Annotated in this window: 16 protein-coding genes; 6 read left to right on the forward strand and 10 right to left on the reverse strand. The window is 70.7% G+C overall.

Annotated features, from left to right (window positions below):
* Positions 1–41 precede the first annotated feature (41 nt).
* On the reverse strand, positions 42–1,631 hold the full coding sequence (locus tag ACMCNK_RS16050) for a carboxylesterase/lipase family protein (RefSeq protein WP_412737210.1): 1,590 nt from the start codon (positions 1,629–1,631) through the stop codon (positions 42–44).
* Between the two features lie 59 nt (positions 1,632–1,690).
* Between ACMCNK_RS16050 and ACMCNK_RS16055 the strand changes: the two genes are divergently transcribed.
* Complete coding sequence (locus ACMCNK_RS16055) at positions 1,691–2,296, forward strand: TetR/AcrR family transcriptional regulator (protein WP_412737211.1); 606 nt, start codon at positions 1,691–1,693, stop codon at positions 2,294–2,296.
* A 48-nt stretch (positions 2,297–2,344) separates the two neighbouring features.
* Here ACMCNK_RS16055 and ACMCNK_RS16060 read toward each other — a convergent pair whose 3' ends face one another.
* Entirely contained in the window at positions 2,345–2,974 is a 630-nt protein-coding gene (locus tag ACMCNK_RS16060; RefSeq protein WP_412737212.1) for a class I SAM-dependent methyltransferase, read from the reverse strand.
* Positions 2,975–3,068: 94 nt separating this feature from the next.
* On the opposite strand from ACMCNK_RS16060, the gene ACMCNK_RS16065 reads away from it, so the two are divergent.
* From ACMCNK_RS16065 to ACMCNK_RS16080, 4 genes are all read left to right on the forward strand, one after another.
* Positions 3,069–3,665 carry a helix-turn-helix domain-containing protein gene (locus tag ACMCNK_RS16065; RefSeq protein WP_412737213.1) on the forward strand — a complete coding sequence of 199 codons (597 nt, stop codon included), beginning with the start codon at positions 3,069–3,071 and terminating at the stop codon, positions 3,663–3,665.
* 104 nt (positions 3,666–3,769) lie between these two features.
* A complete protein-coding gene (locus ACMCNK_RS16070; RefSeq protein WP_412737214.1) occupies positions 3,770–4,642 on the forward strand; it encodes a glycosyltransferase family 2 protein in 873 nt (290 codons plus the stop codon).
* Positions 4,639–5,778: a glycosyltransferase family 4 protein gene (locus ACMCNK_RS16075; RefSeq protein ID WP_412737215.1), complete on the forward strand. Its 1,140-nt coding sequence runs from the start codon at positions 4,639–4,641 to the stop codon at positions 5,776–5,778. The genes ACMCNK_RS16070 and ACMCNK_RS16075 overlap by 4 nt, the downstream gene beginning before the upstream one ends.
* 145 nt (positions 5,779–5,923) lie before the next feature.
* Positions 5,924–9,043 carry an amidohydrolase family protein gene (locus tag ACMCNK_RS16080; protein ID WP_412737216.1) on the forward strand — a complete coding sequence of 1,040 codons (3,120 nt, stop codon included), beginning with the start codon at positions 5,924–5,926 and terminating at the stop codon, positions 9,041–9,043.
* A 46-nt stretch (positions 9,044–9,089) separates the two neighbouring features.
* Here the strand turns inward: ACMCNK_RS16080 and ACMCNK_RS16085 are convergent, their stop codons facing one another.
* Entirely contained in the window at positions 9,090–10,292 is a 1,203-nt protein-coding gene (locus ACMCNK_RS16085) for a hypothetical protein (protein ID WP_412737217.1), read from the reverse strand.
* Between the two features lie 129 nt (positions 10,293–10,421).
* Here ACMCNK_RS16085 and ACMCNK_RS16090 point away from each other — a divergent pair, with 129 nt between their 5' ends.
* Entirely contained in the window at positions 10,422–11,030 is a 609-nt protein-coding gene (locus ACMCNK_RS16090) for a hypothetical protein (RefSeq protein WP_412737218.1), read from the forward strand.
* 15 nt (positions 11,031–11,045) lie between these two features.
* On the opposite strand, the gene ACMCNK_RS16095 is transcribed toward ACMCNK_RS16090, so the two are convergent.
* Genes ACMCNK_RS16095 through ACMCNK_RS16125 form a run of 7 tightly spaced genes read right to left on the reverse strand, consistent with a single transcriptional unit; the run spans position 11,046 to position 16,849 of the window.
* Positions 11,046–11,477, reverse strand: a complete 432-nt coding sequence (locus ACMCNK_RS16095; protein ID WP_412737219.1) for a hypothetical protein — start codon at positions 11,475–11,477, stop codon at positions 11,046–11,048.
* Positions 11,474–11,773 carry a hypothetical protein gene (locus ACMCNK_RS16100; protein ID WP_412737220.1) on the reverse strand — a complete coding sequence of 100 codons (300 nt, stop codon included), beginning with the start codon at positions 11,771–11,773 and terminating at the stop codon, positions 11,474–11,476. The genes ACMCNK_RS16095 and ACMCNK_RS16100 overlap by 4 nt, the downstream gene beginning before the upstream one ends.
* On the reverse strand, positions 11,770–12,516 hold the full coding sequence (locus ACMCNK_RS16105; protein ID WP_412737221.1) for a hypothetical protein: 747 nt from the start codon (positions 12,514–12,516) through the stop codon (positions 11,770–11,772). Before ACMCNK_RS16105 ends, ACMCNK_RS16100 begins: the two co-directional genes overlap by 4 nt.
* Before the next feature lie 44 nt (positions 12,517–12,560).
* A complete protein-coding gene (locus ACMCNK_RS16110) occupies positions 12,561–13,766 on the reverse strand; it encodes an ABC transporter ATP-binding protein (protein ID WP_412737222.1) in 1,206 nt (401 codons plus the stop codon).
* Positions 13,767–13,783: 17 nt separating this feature from the next.
* Complete coding sequence (locus tag ACMCNK_RS16115) at positions 13,784–14,617, reverse strand: carbohydrate ABC transporter permease (protein ID WP_412737223.1); 834 nt, start codon at positions 14,615–14,617, stop codon at positions 13,784–13,786.
* Positions 14,617–15,549 carry a carbohydrate ABC transporter permease gene (locus tag ACMCNK_RS16120; protein ID WP_412737224.1) on the reverse strand — a complete coding sequence of 311 codons (933 nt, stop codon included), beginning with the start codon at positions 15,547–15,549 and terminating at the stop codon, positions 14,617–14,619. Before ACMCNK_RS16120 ends, ACMCNK_RS16115 begins: the two co-directional genes overlap by 1 nt.
* A gap of 37 nt (positions 15,550–15,586) precedes the next feature.
* Positions 15,587–16,849, reverse strand: coding sequence for an extracellular solute-binding protein (locus ACMCNK_RS16125; RefSeq protein ID WP_412737225.1), 1,263 nt, complete (start codon positions 16,847–16,849; stop codon positions 15,587–15,589).
* Between the last annotated feature and the right edge of the window lie 59 nt (positions 16,850–16,908).

The following is a 16,908-nucleotide window of genomic DNA, read 5'->3' on the forward strand; positions in this document are numbered from 1 at the left end:
TGCAGGGCTCGGCGAGACCACCACCCGGGGCCTTGATCCACTCATGCGTCGGGCACGGTGGCCCAGAAGTCGCAGCGGTGTTCGGCAGCGAGGTCGACGCTGCCGGTCGCGCCCGAGGCGAGGCCACGCACGTACGGCGTGCGGGCGCGCGCGCTCATCCGGGGCCAGCTCGGCGTGCCGGTCGCGGCAAATCCGGCCCACACGCGGACCATCTCGTCCGCGAGACCCGGCTGCGCGGTTCCGGTCAGCCAGCGGATGCCGTCGAACAGGTACGGGAGCTCGTAGCCGTGGCTGGCACCCCACGGGTAGGTGGCGTCGAGGGCCGGACCGTGCTGCTCCGCGAACTCGTAGCCGTACACCGCGGTGTGCCGCGCGAGGAGGCGATCACCGGCGAGCGTCGGGCAGGCCCACATCCGGTCCGTGGCCACCGCGGCCCAGGCCAGACCGGGCCGGTTGCCGTACGCGCTGACCGGGTACCGCGCCGCGACCCGCCCGGCCTGGTCCCCGAACGCCGCGGTGAGCGCGTCGGTGTACTGCTGCGCCGAGTACGGTGCCCATTCGTCGACGGCGCCGAGGAAGCCGCGGAACTCGTCACGGGTGCTGCCGGACAGCACCGGCAGCCGGTGAAAGACACCGGCCCGCAACGCGTCGGCCGGGTTCCGCGGCAGCACCGGCGTGCCGTACGCGGGCAGCGTGAACGCCGCCTGTCCGGCTCCGGCGGTGGCCGCGGTCAGGTCCGCCGCGGGCGTGGCCCGCAGGCAGCCGAGTGGGTCGGCGGACGCGCCGACGCCGCCGTCCGACGTCGCGGCATACGAGGTGACCCCGCAGCCCAGTTTGCCGGCCAGGCGGGTGCCGGCGTCCTCCACGGCGGGCCGGTTCGACCACTGCGACCCGGCGGGCATGCCGAAGAACAGGCCGGCGGGCCAGCTCGTCAGGCACGATCCGGACTGGATGATCGCCTTGTCGAACAGCCCGGCCGCGCCCGGGGAGGTGAGCTGGGCGCAGACGCTGAGTCCGCCCGCGGACTGTCCGGCGAGCGTGACGTTGTGCGGATCGCCGCCGAACGCCGCGGCGTTGGCTCGCACCCAGCGCAGGGCCGCCTGCTGGTCCTGCAGTCCGAACGTGCCGGTGCCGGGCAGGCCGGGCAGCCCGAAATAGCCGAAGACACCGAGCCGGTAGTTGATCGTGACCACCACCGCGCCGCCCTGCTCGGCGAGCCGATGGGCGTCGTAGGCGCTGCCGGTGCCGGTCTGGAATGCGCCGCCGTGCAGCCACACGATCACCGGCCGGCGGACGCCGCGCGCGACGGGCGTGGTCACGTTCAGATACAGGCAGTCCTCGCGCGGGTCGACGACCGTCGGGTCGGCGCTCGGCTGCTGCGCGCACGGCGCACCCGGCTTGGTCGCGTCGCGTACGCCGCTCCACGGCACCACCGGCTGCGGTGCCCTCCAGCGCAGGGACCGCACCGGCGGCGCCGCGTACGGAATGCCCTGGAACGTGCGGTGCCGACCGGTCACCGTCCCGCGGACCAGGCCGTGGTCGGTGTGCACGACCGCACTCGCGGGTGCGGCCGGTGGCCCGGCGACCGGTGGCGCGGGCAGAAGCATGGCGGCCAGGAGTAGAACCTTCATGACACCCCCTCGTTTTTTATGGTGCGACTGCATCATAACCGGACGGAAGTCTCTTGTGGATGCCGAAAAGAGTTGATCATGAGGAGCGGCGGCGCCAGATCGCGGAAGCCGTGTGGCGCATCGCCGCCACCCGTGGCCTGCCCGCGGCAACCCTCCGCGAGGTCGCCGCGGAGGCCGGGGTGTCGATGCGACTCGTGCAGTACTACTTCACGACCAAGGAGCGCATGCTCATCTACGCCTTCGAGCACGGGGCACTGGCGGCCGGGGAACGCATGCGGGCCCGGTTCGCCGCGCTCGGACGGCCACCCGGCCCGGTCGACGTCGTACGGATCTGCCTGCTGGAGCTGCTGCCGACCGATGAGGACAGTCTGCGACTGGCTCGGGTGCACGCCGCGTACTACGCGGCCGCCCTCACCGACGAGTCACTGGCGAACGCCGACGCAGAGAACCCGCAACACCAGCTGGAGTCGGTGATCGCCACCCAGTTGCAGGCCGGACAGGCGACCGGCGACGTGCCGAGCGGGATCGACCCGACGCTGGAGGCGCGCGGGCTGGCCGCGCTCGCGGCCGGGCTGTCCTCGACCATGCTGGTCGGCGGCCGTTCCGCGCAGGACGCCATCGCGCTGGTCAACTACCACGTGGACCGGCTGTTCCCCGGCGGCTGAGCCCGCAGGCGAACCGGCCCCTCCGCGGGCTGACCTCGCCGTTGCGGATCAGGGGTGCCGCGTGGCGCGTACGACGACGTCGTGCAGGTCATGCGCCCGGCCGCCCGGGCCGGTGACCGTGCGGTGATGCTGGTCGGCGGTGGCGATGTCCCACCGCGTACGGTCCAGGACAGCGGCGATGTCCGCGAGGGTGACCGAGGCCTCGGCGGGCGGGTGATGGTCGTGGCCCGCGGCGGCGGAGGTGTGCAGGTGCCCGACGATCAGCAGGGTCCCGCCGGGCGCCACCCACTCGGAGATTCGCCCGTAGAACGCCGGCTGCGGCATGGCCGGGTGCGCGTAGTGCGTGGTGACCAGGTCGAACTGCGCCTGCGGGGCCCAGGCGGTCAGATCCGCCTCGACCCAGTGCACACGCACGTCCGACCCGGTGGCGCGCTCGGCCGCGCGGGCGAGGGCTTCGACGGAGATGTCGGCGGCGACGACGTCCCACCCGTGCGCGGCGAGCCAGATCGCCTCGGCGCCGGCGCCGCACCCGGCGTCCAGTGCCGTCCCGGGCACCAGGCCGCCGACCTCCCGCGCAAGGTACGGGTTCGGCGGGCTGCCGGCCATCGCGGCGGGCCCGTCGCCATGCCTGCCGTGCCAGTGCTGCTCCCAGTAGTCCTTGTCGAATCCGTGCGTCATCGGACCCCCGCCACATCCGTCTTGCCGGTCACCACGATCCTGACCCGGCACCCGCCCTGCGGCAAAGCACGTTGCCGAATGGCAAAGTGGGTGCATGGAACGGGAACTGGACCGCACGCTCGACGCCGTCGGCCCGAGGCTGAAGCAGCTCAGGTCGCGCCGCGACATCACGCTCACCGCCCTGGCGGAGGAGACCGGCATCTCTGCCAGCACACTGTCCCGGCTGGAAGCCGGCCTGCGCCGCCCCACGCTCGAACAGCTGCTCCCGCTCGCCCGCGCGTACGGCGTCACGCTGGACGAGCTGGTGGACGCGCCACCGACCGGCGATCCCCGCATCAACCTGCGGCCCATCGCGGGCGGCCACGGGGCGATCATCCTGCCGCTGACCCGCAGGCCCGGGGGCATTCAGGCGTACAAGTTCGTGCTCCCGGCCGGCGACGACAACCGTGAACCCGACCTGCGCACCCACGAGGGCTACGACTGGGTCTACGTGCTCAACGGCACGCTGCGCCTGGTCCTGGGCGAGCACGATCTGCTCCTGCAGCCCGGCGAGGCCGCCGAGTTCGACACCCGCACCCCGCATTGGTTCGGCGCCACCAGCGCCGGTCCGGTCGAGTACCTGAGCCTCATCGGCCGGCAGGGTGAGCGCGCGCACGTCCGGGTGGGCCCCCGGCCAGGTCACTCCGAGTGAACGCCGGATTGGCGGAGGGTGTGGGCTGGGTAATATCGGGCCTGAAATGGTGAAAGCATCTCATAGTATGAATAAATGACCGCCCCGGCGTTGGAGACTGCCCGATGACAAGCCACCCCGTGGTGTCGGTGATCGTTCCGGCCTACAACAGCGCGCCGCTGCTTCGGGACTTCCTGGGCGCGTGCCGGGCCTCGGAGTACCGGGACTTCGAGGTGATCATCAACGACGACCTGCGCTCCACGGACGGCACCCGCACACTGGTCGAACAGTCCCGGGCCGACGGGCTGGACGTGCGGTACCTGCAGGAGAACCGCTCGATGGCCCAGGGCCGCAAGCGCGGCGCGGCCGAGGCGCGCGGATCGGTCCTGATGCACCTCGACTCCGACATGACGGTCACCCCCGGCCTGATCGGCGAGTGCGCCGACCTGATCAACGGCCCGTACGACGCGCTGGTCATCCCGGAGGAGTCGTTCGGCACCACGTTCTGGGCGCGGTGCAAATGGCTGGAGAAGAAGATCTACGACGGGGTGGAGCAGATCGAGTCGCTTCGCTGCGTACGGCGCGACATCTACGACAAGCTCGGCGGCCACGACGAGCGGATGGTCTTCTCCGAGGACAAGGACTTCGACCTGCGCGTACGCAAGGCCGGCTACCGGATCGGCCGGACCCGCAACTTCCTCTACCACAACGAGGGCGACCTGCGGTTGCAGAAGACCATGCGTAAAAAGCTGGGCTACTCCGGCACCGCCGACCTGTTCGCCAGCGAGCATCCCGAGGCGTACCGGTGGCAGACCAACATCTTCCACCGCTTCGGCCTGTACCTGAAAAACTTCCCGTACGCGTTCTCCCACCCGCTGCTCTACGGAGGCCTGTGGGTGATGAAGGCCGGCGAATTCGGCTACGGCGCGGTCGGCCAGGTGCGGCACCGGATGGCAGTCCGCAAACCGCACAGCGGCGTCCGCGGGGGGACCACATGACCAAAGTCGCGCACGTGATCTCCGAGTTCTCCGCCAAGGAGGCGATGGGCCGCACGGTCACCGAGATGGCCCAACGGGTCCCCAGCGAACACCACCTCATCACCACGCATGCGCTCGACGGGCAGGACGCGTTCGCCGGCGTCCACGAGATCGGCGGCGCGCTGGAGACGTTCCCGCTGGGCCGCTCGGATGCGCTGCGGGACGCGCTCGACAAGATCCAGCCGGACCTCGTGCACCTGCACGCGGGCGCGCTCGGCCCGTTCCTGGCGCTGCTGCCGACGCTGCGACCGCACCGCAAGCTGCTCACCGCGTACGCGTGGCCGACCCTGCCCGGCCCGAGCGCCTGGCGGCGGGCCACCGTGGCGGAGATGCGTACCTCCAACGTGTTGCGCGCCCGCGTCCTGGTGACCACGGTCCTGCCGGTCCCGCTCGCCGCCGCGGCGCTGCGCCGCGCCGGGATGACCACCGTGCTCACCCCCGACCCCCGGGTCGCCGACCGGCTCGGCCGGCATCGCGGGCTCAACGTCGTCCGGTTCAGTTCCGGGGCACCGGTCGACCCGCGCCGGGCCCGGTTCGACGCCGACCATCCGACCATCGTGTTCGCCGGCCGGGCCGAGTCCGTCCGCGGCCTGGACACGCTGCTGGACGCGTTCCCGCGGGTCCGGGCGGCGGTACCCGGCGTACGGCTGCGGCTGCTGCTCATCCCGCGGCCGGAGCTGCCGCAGATCCTGGCCCGGGCCGGTGCGGCCGGCGAGGCCATCGACGTGGTCACCGAGCCCGTCCCGGACCTGCTGGCCGAGCTGGCCGCGGCGCAGGTGGGCACGTGGCCGTTCAAGTTCGACTACACCACCTCGCCACCGGCGATGGCGCTGGTCGAGGCGATGGCCGTCGGCCTCCCGGTCGTCGGTACGGACGTCGCCTGTGTGCGCGCGGTCCTGGACCACCGCGTGAACGGCCTGTCGGTGCCGCCGGCCGACACCGGGGCGCTGGCCAACGCACTGATCACCCTGCTGAGCGACGAACAGGCGTGGCAGCGGTACGCGAAGGCCGGTCTGGAGTCGGCGACCCAGCGGATGGGCTGGCAGCGGGTCGCGGAGACGACCGCGGAGGCGTACGCCGCGGTGCTGCGCCCGTAAGGAAATCCCGGCGATACGAGGCCACCGGTCGGCGCAGACGCGGCCGGCGGCCGTACCTGAATGCCTGCCCCCCTCATCAGGACATGTCGATATGGTGGGCATTCATCGCGATGTGTCCATCGCAGACAGTTCATGGGGGAACGCCTTGTCTGATTCCCGAATCAGCCGTCGTCGCCTGCTCCAGCTCGGCGGGCAGGCGGCCGCGGCAGCCGGCGCCGCCACCGTGGCCGGTGTCTCCGCCGACCCGGCCGCGGCAGCGCGGCCGATCATTGCCGCACGCGGCGGCGCCATCGCCCGGGACGCCACCAGCGTGACGTTGAGCGAGGGCACCAACGTCGCCGCCGCGGCCTCGCCGGACGGCCGGTGGGTTGCCCTGGACCTGCTGACCATGGTGTGGGTCCTGCCCGCATCCGGCGGCGCGGCCCGGCGGCTGACCGACGAGCTGCTCGACGCGACGCTGCCGCACTGGTCACCCGACTCGACGTCGGTCGTGGTGCAGGCCTACGCGGACGGCAACTACCACCTCTGGCAGATCAATCTGGACGGCAGCCACCGGCGGCTCACCTCGGGCGGCTTCGACCACCGGGAGCCCCGGTTCGCGCCGGACGGCCGTTCCGTGGTGTTCGCCTCGGATCGTGGGGGCTCCAGCTACGGCATCTTCGTGTGCGATCTGGCCTCGGGTGCGATCAGCACGATCTCGGACACCGACGCCGAACAGGGCGCCCCGACCTGGTCCCCGGACGGGCGGCGGGTGGCGTACACCGTGGACGGCACCGCGATCGACGTGATCGATGTGGCGACCGGCGCGGTGACCCGGGCGGTCGAGCCGGTGTCGGGCACCTCGGTGTTCGCCCCGGCGTTCACGCCGGACGGCCGCTCACTGGCGTACGTACGCCTGGCCGGCACCACGTCCGACCTGATGGTCGGCCAGACCCGGGTGAGCACCGATGAGGACGTCTTCGCCCTGCCGCTGACGTGGCTCGGCGGCGACCGGCTGGTCTACACCGCGGACGGGCGGGTGTGGCAGCGCGGGCTCGACGGGCCACGCACGGAGATCCCGTTCACCGCGACCGTGGCGGTGCCGGCGCGCGTCCGGCCGCCACGGATGGTCCGCGACCTGACCGGCACCGGCGCCCAGCCCGTACGGGGGATCGCCAGCCCGGTGGCGTCCCCGGACGGCACCCGCGTCGCGTTCCGTGCGCTCAACGCGCTGTGGCTGCTGACGGTCGGGACACCGCGCCCCGAACGCATCGTGGCCGACGGGTATTTCGCCTCCGATCCGGACTTCTCCCCCGACGGCCGGTACCTGGTCTACAGCTCGGACCGGGCCGGCAGCGCTGACCTGTGGCGCCGCGACCTGACCACCGGCGCCGAGCAGCAGCTCACCACGCTGCCCGGCAGCCAGATCGCGCCGCGCTGGTCGCCGCGCGGTGACCAGATCGCGTTCGCGGACGACGACGGCGCCACCTGGGTCCTCGACCTGGCCTCCGGGCAGACCCGAAAGGTCGTGACGGCGTTGTTCCAGCCGGGCCGGGCCAGCTGGTCACCGGACGGGCGCACGCTGGCACTCGCCGCGGTCAAGCCGTACAGCAAGCGATTCCGGGAGGGCACCAGCCAGATCCTCACGGTGGACGTGGCGACGAACGCGGTCAGCTACGCCGAGCCGATGCCGGGCGCGTCGCTGTCCACCCGCGGCGACGACGGGCCGGTGTGGTCGCCCGACGGTCGGTGGCTGGCGTTCGTGGTGGACTCGGTGGCTTGGGTGGCGCCGGTGGACGGCACCGGACGGATCACCGGGCCGCCGCGGCAGGTCACCGAGGAGTACGCCGACTCGCTGTCGTGGCGCGGCGACCACCTGATGTATCTGCACGCCGGCCGCCTGCGGGAGGTCCCTACGGACGGCGGCGCACCGCGGACGATCCCGCTGCAGTTGTCGTGGCGGCGGGCCCGGGCCACCGAGCACGTGGTGGTCCAGGCCGGGGCGCTGTGGGACGGCGTGGACACCAGGCTGCGCCACGACGTCGACGTGGTATTGGCCGGTGATCGCATCGTGGCGGTCGAGCCGGCCCGTTCCCGCCCCGGCACCCGGGTGATCGACGCCCGTTCGTCCACGGTGATGCCGGGCCTGATCGACGCGCACAACCATTGGCATCTGCGCGGCCGGCAGTGGGGCGACCGGCAGGGCCGGGTGTGGCTCAGCTACGGGGTGACCAGCACCCGTTCGCCGGGCGACCCGGTCTACCAGATGCTGGAGACCCGGGAGGCGCTGGACTCCGGCGCACGGACCGGCCCCCGCTACTTCGCCACCGGCGAGGCGATCGACGGCACCCGCGTGTACTACAACTTCATGCGCCCGACCCGCGATCCGGCGCAGGTCGATCGGGAGATGCAGCGTGCCGAGGATCTCGGATACGACCTGATCAAGACGTACGTGCGGCTGCCGCTCGCCGCGCAGCGCCGGGTCGCCGAGCGGGCGCACCGGACCGGCCGGAAGGTGACGTCGCACTACCTGTACCCGGCGGCGGCGTTCGGGCTGGACGGGATGGAGCACGTCGGCGCCACGAACCGGCTCGGCTACTCGCACACGGTCAGCCGGACGGCGCGGGCGTACGCAGACGTGGTGCAGCTCTTCGCCGCGTCGGGCATGTCCGTGACGCCGACCCTGTTCAATTCGGCGGGCCTGTACGCCGAGGACCGGTCGCTGGTCGACGACGTCCGTACCCGCCGGTTGTTCCCGTCCTGGGAGTACACCCGGCTGCTTCAGCGGATCGCGGACGCCGGGTCGCCCGCGGGCCAGGTGGCACGCGACATGCTCCGCTCCAATGTGGATATGCTGCTGCGGATCCACCGGGCGGGTGGGTTCATCATCGCCGGGACGGACGCGCCGATCGACCACGTCGCGATCTCCTTGCACATGAACCTGCGGGCGATGGTGCGCTTCGGGTTCACCCCGCAGGAGGCGCTGACCACGGCGACCGCCAATCCGGCCCGGTGGCTGGGCCTGGCCGGAAAGCTGGGCGTGGTAGCGCCCGGCGGCTTCGCGGATCTCGCCATCGTGGACGGTGACCCGCTGACCGACATCGCCGCCGCGGCAGCGGTGCGAGGTGTGCTGGCCGGTGGGGTGTTGCACCGGGTCGACGACCTGATGGCGGCGTTCCCCGAAACCGCCGCGGCCCCTCAGCTCAGGCATGCCGCCGCAGCGGGCAGCGCTGATCACTGGTGGCACGAACCGGAGTGGGCGGTGCACGCCTGCTGCGGCGCCTGACCGCGTGGCGGGGTGGTGCCGTCGGTGACGGCACCACCCCGGTCGGCTACCGGCCGGACAGGCCGCTGCAGGCGTAGAAGCAGAACTGGGCGAAGTGCGGGGTGCTCTTCCCGGCGAACGCGGTGAACTCGCCGCCGACCGCGATGCTGCCGAGCAGGGCGTTGGCGTCCATCGTCAGTACGCCCCACTTGCCGTTGCTGCGCGGGTTCCAGTCCTGCAGGACGCCGGTGGCGGCGTCCAGCGCGATCAGTTTCGGCTGGCTGCGCAGCGTTGCCGGGCACCACGAGGTCGCGGTGGCCGACGGTTTCGGGCAGGCGACGTCCCAGTGCCCGCCGGCGTACACGACGCCGCGCAGGTACGTCATCGCCTGCACGTCGCCGTCCGTGACGCTGCTCCACAGGAAGCCGCCGTCCGGCTTGTACGCGGCCACCCGGCCACCGGGGCCGCCCTGGCCCGCGAACACCCGGTCCGGCGTGACGCTGATCGCGCCGACCGGGTACGGCGTGCCGGGCCGGAACCCCGCATCCACCTGACCGTCGGCCAGCGCCAGCGCGCCGAAGCGGGCCAGGCTCACGCCGTTGAGTCGTTTGAACCCGCCGCCGACGTACAGCCGGGAGCCGGCCACGTTCAGCGCCTTCACCTGCCCGTCCGCGTCACCGCGGAACGTGGTGTCCAGGGCGCCGTCGGTCAGCCGGAACGCCGCGAGGTTCTTCTCCGCGCGACCGTCGATCGCGCTGAACGCGCCGCCGAGGAACAGCCGTCCGCCCCCGGCGGTCAGGACGTTCCCGGTCCCGGTCACGGTGTGCTTGAGTGTGCCGACGGCGCCGGTCTTGGCGTTGATGGCGGCCAGGCCGGGGCGGGCCTGCCCACCGATGGTCTTGAACTTCCCGGTGACGTACACGGACGTCCCCGCGCCGGTCAGCCCGAAGACGGTGCCGTCGGCCACCGGCGCCCAGGGCAGCAGGTCGCCGGTACGGGCGTCCAGCGCGGCGAGGCGCTTGCGGACGACGAGGCGGCCGTTGACGATCGCATTCCGGAAGCTGCCGCCCACGAAGATCGTCGTGCCGACGTACGCGCTGGTGTAGACGAGCCCGTCGAACGTGACCGCGGGGGCCGGAGTGAGGGAGACCAGTGGCACGGCCGCGGCGGCCGGGGCGGGCATCCCGGTCCCGGCCAGTACGGCGGCGAGCAACAGTCCCAGGTGGCGTCGCCGCGGGTGAACGCGGCGCGCAATCGCAGCAAAACGCATGAATGTGAACGTAAGTTAATTAAATCTCCATAAGTATCGAACGTGTGATATACCCCCTAATGGGCTAGTTCATACGTCTGACCGGCCGCAACACTCAACCTGGCGGCGTGGCTGCCGAACAGACCGGACATGTCCTCCGACGCCCCCCTGCCCGAGCCCGGTCCGCCCAGCGTGTTCACGTCGACGCCCGAGCCCGCGCTGATCGACCTCTCGGCGCCGCCGCCGGCCCCGCAGACCCAGCGGGCGCGCCGGTACCTGCGCGCGGTATTCGTGCCGTCCGCACCGGGCCGCGTTGCGTACGGGCTGGCCTGGCTGTGCATCCTCACGCTCGCGGTCTCGGCGATGGTGTTCCCGCACCTCAAGGGCGACACCGGACGCATCCTCGTGATCGTGTTCTCGGCCGTGGGGGTCCTGGCAGCGGTCTGCTTGCACCTGGCCGCGGTGTCGGTCAACCGCCGCCGCGACATGGGCTACTCCCTGTTCGCCACCGGCCTGATCGTGCTGCTGGTCCTGCCCGCCGCATACGTGACGTTCATGATGGCCAGCGTCGGTGCCGTCATGTCGAACGCCTTCGGCGAGGGCGGCGACAGCGCCCCGGCCACGTCATTCAGCGCCGGCCCCGGAGACGACTCGGGCGAAGACTCAGGACCCGACATCGTCGTCGCGTGCGAGGCGCCGGACGGCTCCATGGTCAACGTCGACCCGGACCTCTGCATCGACGGCCACTACACCCCCTGACCCCGGGATGGCGTGTCACTCGGCGAGTCCTGCGGCGCGCTCCACGCGGTTCAACGATTCCTCCGCGTCATCCAGTTGATTCATCACGGTGGGATCAGCACGAGTTGCCGCCAACATGTCGCGCAGGCGTTTGCGATCCTTCCGGTTCAGTACCGCGCCACGGAAATCACGGGCCGCCACCAACGCCGCCAGCGTGGTGAAGTCATGGCGATGCCGACCCTCGGCGGCATCCCCGGCCGCCGTGTGCGCGGCGGCCTTCATGATGAGCGCCCCGACGATGTCCGGCCGTCGGACAAATCCGGTTCGCCCCTCGACGCTGACGGCCACACGTTCCGTACGTTGCAGCGCCTGGGTGCCGCCAGGTGTGGGAATCGTCGGGCTGCCGGTGGCGCCTCTGCGAGATGCTGCCCGTTCCCCGACGCCGTCGGGCAGCAGAACGTCGATCACCGCGTCGCCGCGGACCCACCTGTGCTGGATGCCTTCAGCGGAAATGCCGCCGGACGCGAACCCAGTTCCACGAGTGCTCCGGTGAAGAGCTGGAGTATGTCGCGGTCGGCGCGAACGTCGATGACGGCGTCGACGTCATTGGTCGGACGCGGTGGCGCGTATTCGTGCTCAGCGCAATGCAGGTGGACCATCTGACCGCCGATCATGGTCCAGCCGTGGGCAAGCCGGTCGTGGAGGTCCATGACGCCGTGCCAGGAGGCAGCCTGGGCTCCCGACATCGCGGGCAGGATGATCATGCGGACACGCCCCGAAATGACTGGCGGTCGACGATTTCGCGAAGGATCTCGGCCGCGCGGAACTCCTCGCGAGGCCCGCGGTGTTCGGCAAGATCCGCGGCCAGCAGCAACGGGGCAATGCCCCCCATGACGCCCAAAGAGTTTCCGGACACCACGTGCAGCACCACGTTGGCCTGCTGGCCGGCAGCGACCGGAGAGAGCAGATGATCATCAGCAAGGGCGTCCACGTCATCCGCATCGAGGTAGCCCTCGACAAGATCGCCGGAGGCGATGCCGCTACGGGAATGACTGAGTCCGGACAGCCTCACCCGGCCGTCCTCGCGAAGGTCGGGGAGATCCCGGGGTGAGGCGCGATACAGGCGCCGCTCCGCACGGTTACGCAGCAGGGCGCGCAGCAATTCGGCGCACTCCTGGACCTGAGCCTCGGATGATCCGGCCGCCGGTGACGAGAAGGATGCCAGCAGACGGTGCAGCCGCGCTCGAGCGCGTGCCCGTTCCGCGGCGGCCAGGGATTCGAGGATGCCCCGATTGTCTTCGCTGAGGGCCACGACCGCCCATGCGGAACGCCGCGACAACGGCCGCCCAGGGCGCGACTCGGCAACCGGCACCAAAGCCGCTTCGCCGATGACCCATTGCGAGCCGATCCGCTCGGCGGGCAGCGAACCATCAGCGATTCGCTGATGAACGCGAGCCACCCCGACGCCCAGTCGGTCGGCGGCCTCGGCGACGCTGATCTGCCTCACGAACAGAACCCTATCAGAACTTCTAGGATTGTGTTACAGAGCGATCAGCCTTCTGCGTCGACCGCCGCTACGGCGGCCGACTCGGCGCGTGGGGTCCGGGTCAGGTTCTCGCCGGTACGCGCGTCGAAGATGTGCATCCGCTCCGGGTCGAACCACAGCTCGGCCTTCGCGCCCGAGCGGATCCCGCTGGCCGGGTCCAGCGTGACCACGAGCTGCGTACGCATCTGCTCGCTGTCGAGGTCGCGCTCCAGCTCCTGCAACGCCCGGGTGATCTCCTCCGGTGCCTCGTACGGCACGTACGCGTAGAGCTCGTTGCCGAGCCACTCGGTGACGTCGACCTCCGCGGTGAACGTCTGCCCGCGGGCCCGCTTGTCCTGCGGCACGAGCGTGGCGTCCTGGAAAAGCTCGGGCCGCAAGCCCAGGATCACCAGGTCGCGGTCGCCGACCCGGGTGATCCGTTCGCCCGACGGGTGCACCGCGCCGAACGGTGTCTCGATGCTGCCGCCCGCGATCCGGCCGGGCACGAAGTTCATCGGCGGGGAGCCGATGAATCCGGCCACGAACAGGTTGACCGGCTCCTCGTACAGTTCCGGCGCGGTGCCGACCTGCTGCAGCACTCCTTTGCGCAGCACCGCGATGCGGTCCCCGAGCGTCATCGCCTCGGTCTGGTCGTGTGTGACGTAGACCGTGGTGGTACCGAGGCGGCGTTGCATGCGGGCGATCTCGGTGCGCATCTGGCCGCGCAGCTTGGCGTCGAGGTTGGACAGCGGTTCGTCGAACAGGAACGCGTCGGCCTTGCGGATGATGGCGCGGCCCATGGCGACGCGCTGGCGCTGGCCGCCGGACAGGTGGGCGGGTTTGCGTTCCAGGTGCTCGGTGAGCTGAAGCGTGTCCGCCACCTCGGTGACCTGCGCGCGCACCTGGTCGTCGGGGATCTTCTTCAGGCGCAGCGGGAACGCGATGTTCTCGAAGACGGTCAGGTGCGGGTACAGGGCGTAGTTCTGGAACACCATCGCGAGGTTGCGGTCGCGGGGCGCCTTCTGGTTCACCCGGGTACCGCCGATGAGCATGTCGCCGGAGGTGATGTCCTCCAGGCCGACGATCATGCGGAGCAGCGTGGATTTCCCGCAGCCGGACGGGCCCACGAGGATCATGAACTCGCCGTCCGCGATGTCCAGGCTGACGTCGTCGACCGCCTGGAATCCGTCCGCGTACCGCTTGACGATGTTGCGCATGCTGATCGTGGCCACGGCCGTTTCTCCTCTGCTCAGCCCTTGACGGCGCCGGCGGTGAGACCGGCCATGATCCGGCGCTGGAAGATCAGCACCAGGATCACCACGGGAATGGTGACGACCACCGAGGCGGCCATGATGGCGGTGATCGGCGACTGGAACTGCGAGGCGCCGGTGAAGAACGACAGCGCCGCGGGCACCGTACGGGCCCGGTCGGTCGAGGTCAGCGAGATGGCCAGCAGGAACTCGTTCCAGCAGAAGAAGAACGTCAGGATCGCCGTGGTGAACAAACCGGGCGCGGCGAGCGGGACGATCACCTTCCGGAACGCCTGCCACGCGGTCGCGCCGTCGACCTGGGCGGCCTGTTCCATCTCCCAGGGGATCTGCCGGAAGAACGCCGACATCGTCCAGATCGACAGCGGCAGCGCGAACGTCAGGTACGGGATGATCAGGCCCAGCAACGTGTCGTAGATGCCCAGGTTGCGCCACATGTTGAACAGCGGCCCGACCAGCGCAGCCTGCGGAAACATGGCGATCGCCAGCGCCATCGACAGCAGGAACTTCTTGCCCGGGAAGTCCATCCGGGCGATCGCGTACGCCGCGAACATCGCGATGATGACCGACAGCAGCGTGGCGACCAGCGCGACGATGATCGAGTTGCGCAGCGCGCTGGTGAACAGCGAGTCGCTGAAGACGGTCTTGTAGTTGGTCCACACCCACTGCTTCGGGAAGAACGTTGGCGACTCGCTGCGGAACGTGTTCGGGTCCTTGAAGGACAGCGACACCATCCACAGCAGCGGGAACAGCGCCCACACCAGGATCAGCAGCCCGCCCGCGGTCCACCAGTGGCTCACCCGCCGGTCACCCATCACCGATCACCCCGCACCTGCGACAGATCCGTACGGAATCCCTTGACGAAGATGAACGCGATCACCACGACCGTGAGGAACAGCAGCACCGAGATGGCCGAACCGGCGCCGAGATTCACCAGCGTCACGTTCTGCCGGTACGCGAGGAACGACAGCGTCTCGGTCTTGTTCGCACCCGCGGTCATGATGAACGGGTTGTCGAAGATGCGCCACGCGTCGAGCGTCCGGAACAGCAACGCCACCATGATCGCGGCCTTCATGTTCGGCAGTGTCACCCGGGTCAGCCGCTGCCAGGCGGTGGCGCCGTCGACCCGGGCCGCCTCCTGCAGTTCCTCGGGCACCTGCACGAGCCCGGCCAGCAGCAGCAGCGAGATGAACGGGGTGGTCTTCCAGATCTCGGACCCGATGATGACGACCAGCGAGGACCAGCGGTCGCCGAACCAGTTGAAGTCGCCCAGGCCCAGCCACTGGTTGACGAACCCCGAGTCGAGCTGGAACGCGTACCGCCAGATGTAGGCCGAGACCACGGTGATGATCCCGTACGGGATGAGGATGCCGGTGCGGACCAGCGAGCGGCCCGCCAGGATCCGGTACATGACGAACGCGAACGCGAAGCCGAGCACCAGCTCGACCACGACGCTGGCCACCGTGATGATCAGGGTGGTGGAGAAGTCGGTCCACCACACCGGGTCGGTGAGCACGGTGACGTAGTTGCCCAGCCCCACGAACTCCTTGCCCGCCGGGTCGGTGAGCCGGTAGTTGTACAGCGACAGCACCACCGCGTAGACCAGCGGATACGCGGTCACGAACACCATGACGAGGAACGCCGGAGCGGACAGCATCAGCCCGAGCCGCCGCTCGTGCCGGGTCCGCTCGGACACCTCGGCCGGTGCCTTCGCCGGCGTCTTCACCGGCGTCTCGGTCAGCGTCACGCGATGCTCCTTTCCGGCCGGCCGCCCGGCGGCCTTCTCACAGCAGCCGCTTGCCCTGGAGGACCTCGCTCATGAACGTGGCGGTCTCCTTGGGGGTCTCGGGCGCCCGGACCTCGTCCGCGGGGTGCCAGGTGAGCTGCACCGACGTGGAGACGTCGTTGTAATACGGCGTGATCGGGCGCGGCCCCGCGTCGTTGATCGACTGCCGGATCAGGTCCGCCATCGGGAACGCCGCGCGCACCTTGGGGTCGTCGTACGCGGCACCCTTGGCGGCCGGGTTGCCCGAGTCGAGCATGTAGTCGATGTTGCTGCGCAGCGAGGTGGCGCACCGGACCAGGTCCACGGCCTGCTGCGGGTGCTTCGTGTACGCGCCGACGGCCAGGTCGATGCCGCCCAGCGGCGGCTTGCTCGGCTGGTCGGGCGTCACCCGTGGGTAGCGGGCCCAGCCGATGTCGTCGACCACCGACTGCGCGGTCGCGCCGCTTGCGACGTCGCCCTTCGCGGCACTGTAGACGTACGGCCAGTTGACCATGAAGCTGCCGGACTTGCCCTGGAACGCCGAGCGCGACTCCTCCTCGCCCGCGGTGGACATCGCGGGCGGGGCCGCCGGGGAGCGGGCCAGCCCGCCGACGATGCGGGCCGCCGCGTCACCGGCGGGGGAGGCGATCTCCGGGGTGGCGTTCTTGCCCGCCTCGACGTTGCCGATGATCTGGCCGCCCGCGGAGACCACTAAAGCATTGATCCAGACCATGTAGCCCTCGTACCGGTTGGCCTGGACGCCGATGACCTTGTGCTGACCCTCGGCCGCCTTGATCATCTCGTCCCAGGTGAAGCCGGGCGCGGTCGGATCGACCCCGGCCGCCTGCACCACGGACTTGCGGAACCACAGCAGCTGGGTGTTCGCCCAGAACGGCGCCGCCACGAGGCGGTCCTTCCAGTACGCGGTCTTGCGTGGACCGTCCAGCACGCCGTCGGTGAAGGCGGTGGCGTCGGCCGCGTCGAACGGCCGCAGGAACCCGGCGTTGGCGAACTCCGCCACGAACGGGGGGTCGAGACTCATCAGGTCGATGGAGCTGTCCTGCGCCGCGAGGCGGCGTACGAGCTGCTCGCGCTGCTGCGACGCGTCGTTGGGCAGGGTCTGCACGTCGACCGAGTACGCGCCGTTCGACGCGTCGGCGCACCGCTGGGCCAAGCGTTTCTGGCCGCCGTTGTCGGGGTTGACGTACCAGGTGAGCACCGGGGGGCCGCTCTCGCCGCCGCAACCGGCGACCACCGTGGTGGCGCACAGTGCCAGTGCCACAGTCGCGCCGATGACGCGACCGCGCCGGGGGCCCGCTGTAAACATTTCGTTCACACCTG

The organism is Krasilnikovia sp. MM14-A1259 (assembly GCF_047159535.1).
Classification (GTDB): domain Bacteria; phylum Actinomycetota; class Actinomycetes; order Mycobacteriales; family Micromonosporaceae; genus Actinoplanes.

Excerpts from the sequence above, each read along its gene's own strand:
- ACMCNK_RS16085 (WP_412737217.1), bottom strand. The coding sequence starts at position 10,292 with ATGCGTTTTGCTGCGATTGCGCGCCGCGTTCACCCGCGGCGACGCCAC.
- ACMCNK_RS16060 (WP_412737212.1), bottom strand. The coding sequence starts at position 2,974 with ATGACGCACGGATTCGACAAGGACTACTGGGAGCAGCACTGGCACGGC.
- ACMCNK_RS16070 (WP_412737214.1), top strand. The coding sequence starts at position 3,770 with ATGACAAGCCACCCCGTGGTGTCGGTGATCGTTCCGGCCTACAACAGC.
- ACMCNK_RS16090 (WP_412737218.1), top strand. The coding sequence starts at position 10,422 with ATGTCCTCCGACGCCCCCCTGCCCGAGCCCGGTCCGCCCAGCGTGTTC.
- ACMCNK_RS16065 (WP_412737213.1), top strand. The coding sequence starts at position 3,069 with ATGGAACGGGAACTGGACCGCACGCTCGACGCCGTCGGCCCGAGGCTG.
- ACMCNK_RS16055 (WP_412737211.1), top strand. The coding sequence starts at position 1,691 with ATGCCGAAAAGAGTTGATCATGAGGAGCGGCGGCGCCAGATCGCGGAA.
- ACMCNK_RS16115 (WP_412737223.1), bottom strand. The coding sequence starts at position 14,617 with ATGGGTGACCGGCGGGTGAGCCACTGGTGGACCGCGGGCGGGCTGCTG.
- ACMCNK_RS16075 (WP_412737215.1), top strand. The coding sequence starts at position 4,639 with ATGACCAAAGTCGCGCACGTGATCTCCGAGTTCTCCGCCAAGGAGGCG.
- ACMCNK_RS16050 (WP_412737210.1), bottom strand. The coding sequence starts at position 1,631 with ATGAAGGTTCTACTCCTGGCCGCCATGCTTCTGCCCGCGCCACCGGTC.
- ACMCNK_RS16100 (WP_412737220.1), bottom strand. The coding sequence starts at position 11,773 with ATGATCATCCTGCCCGCGATGTCGGGAGCCCAGGCTGCCTCCTGGCAC.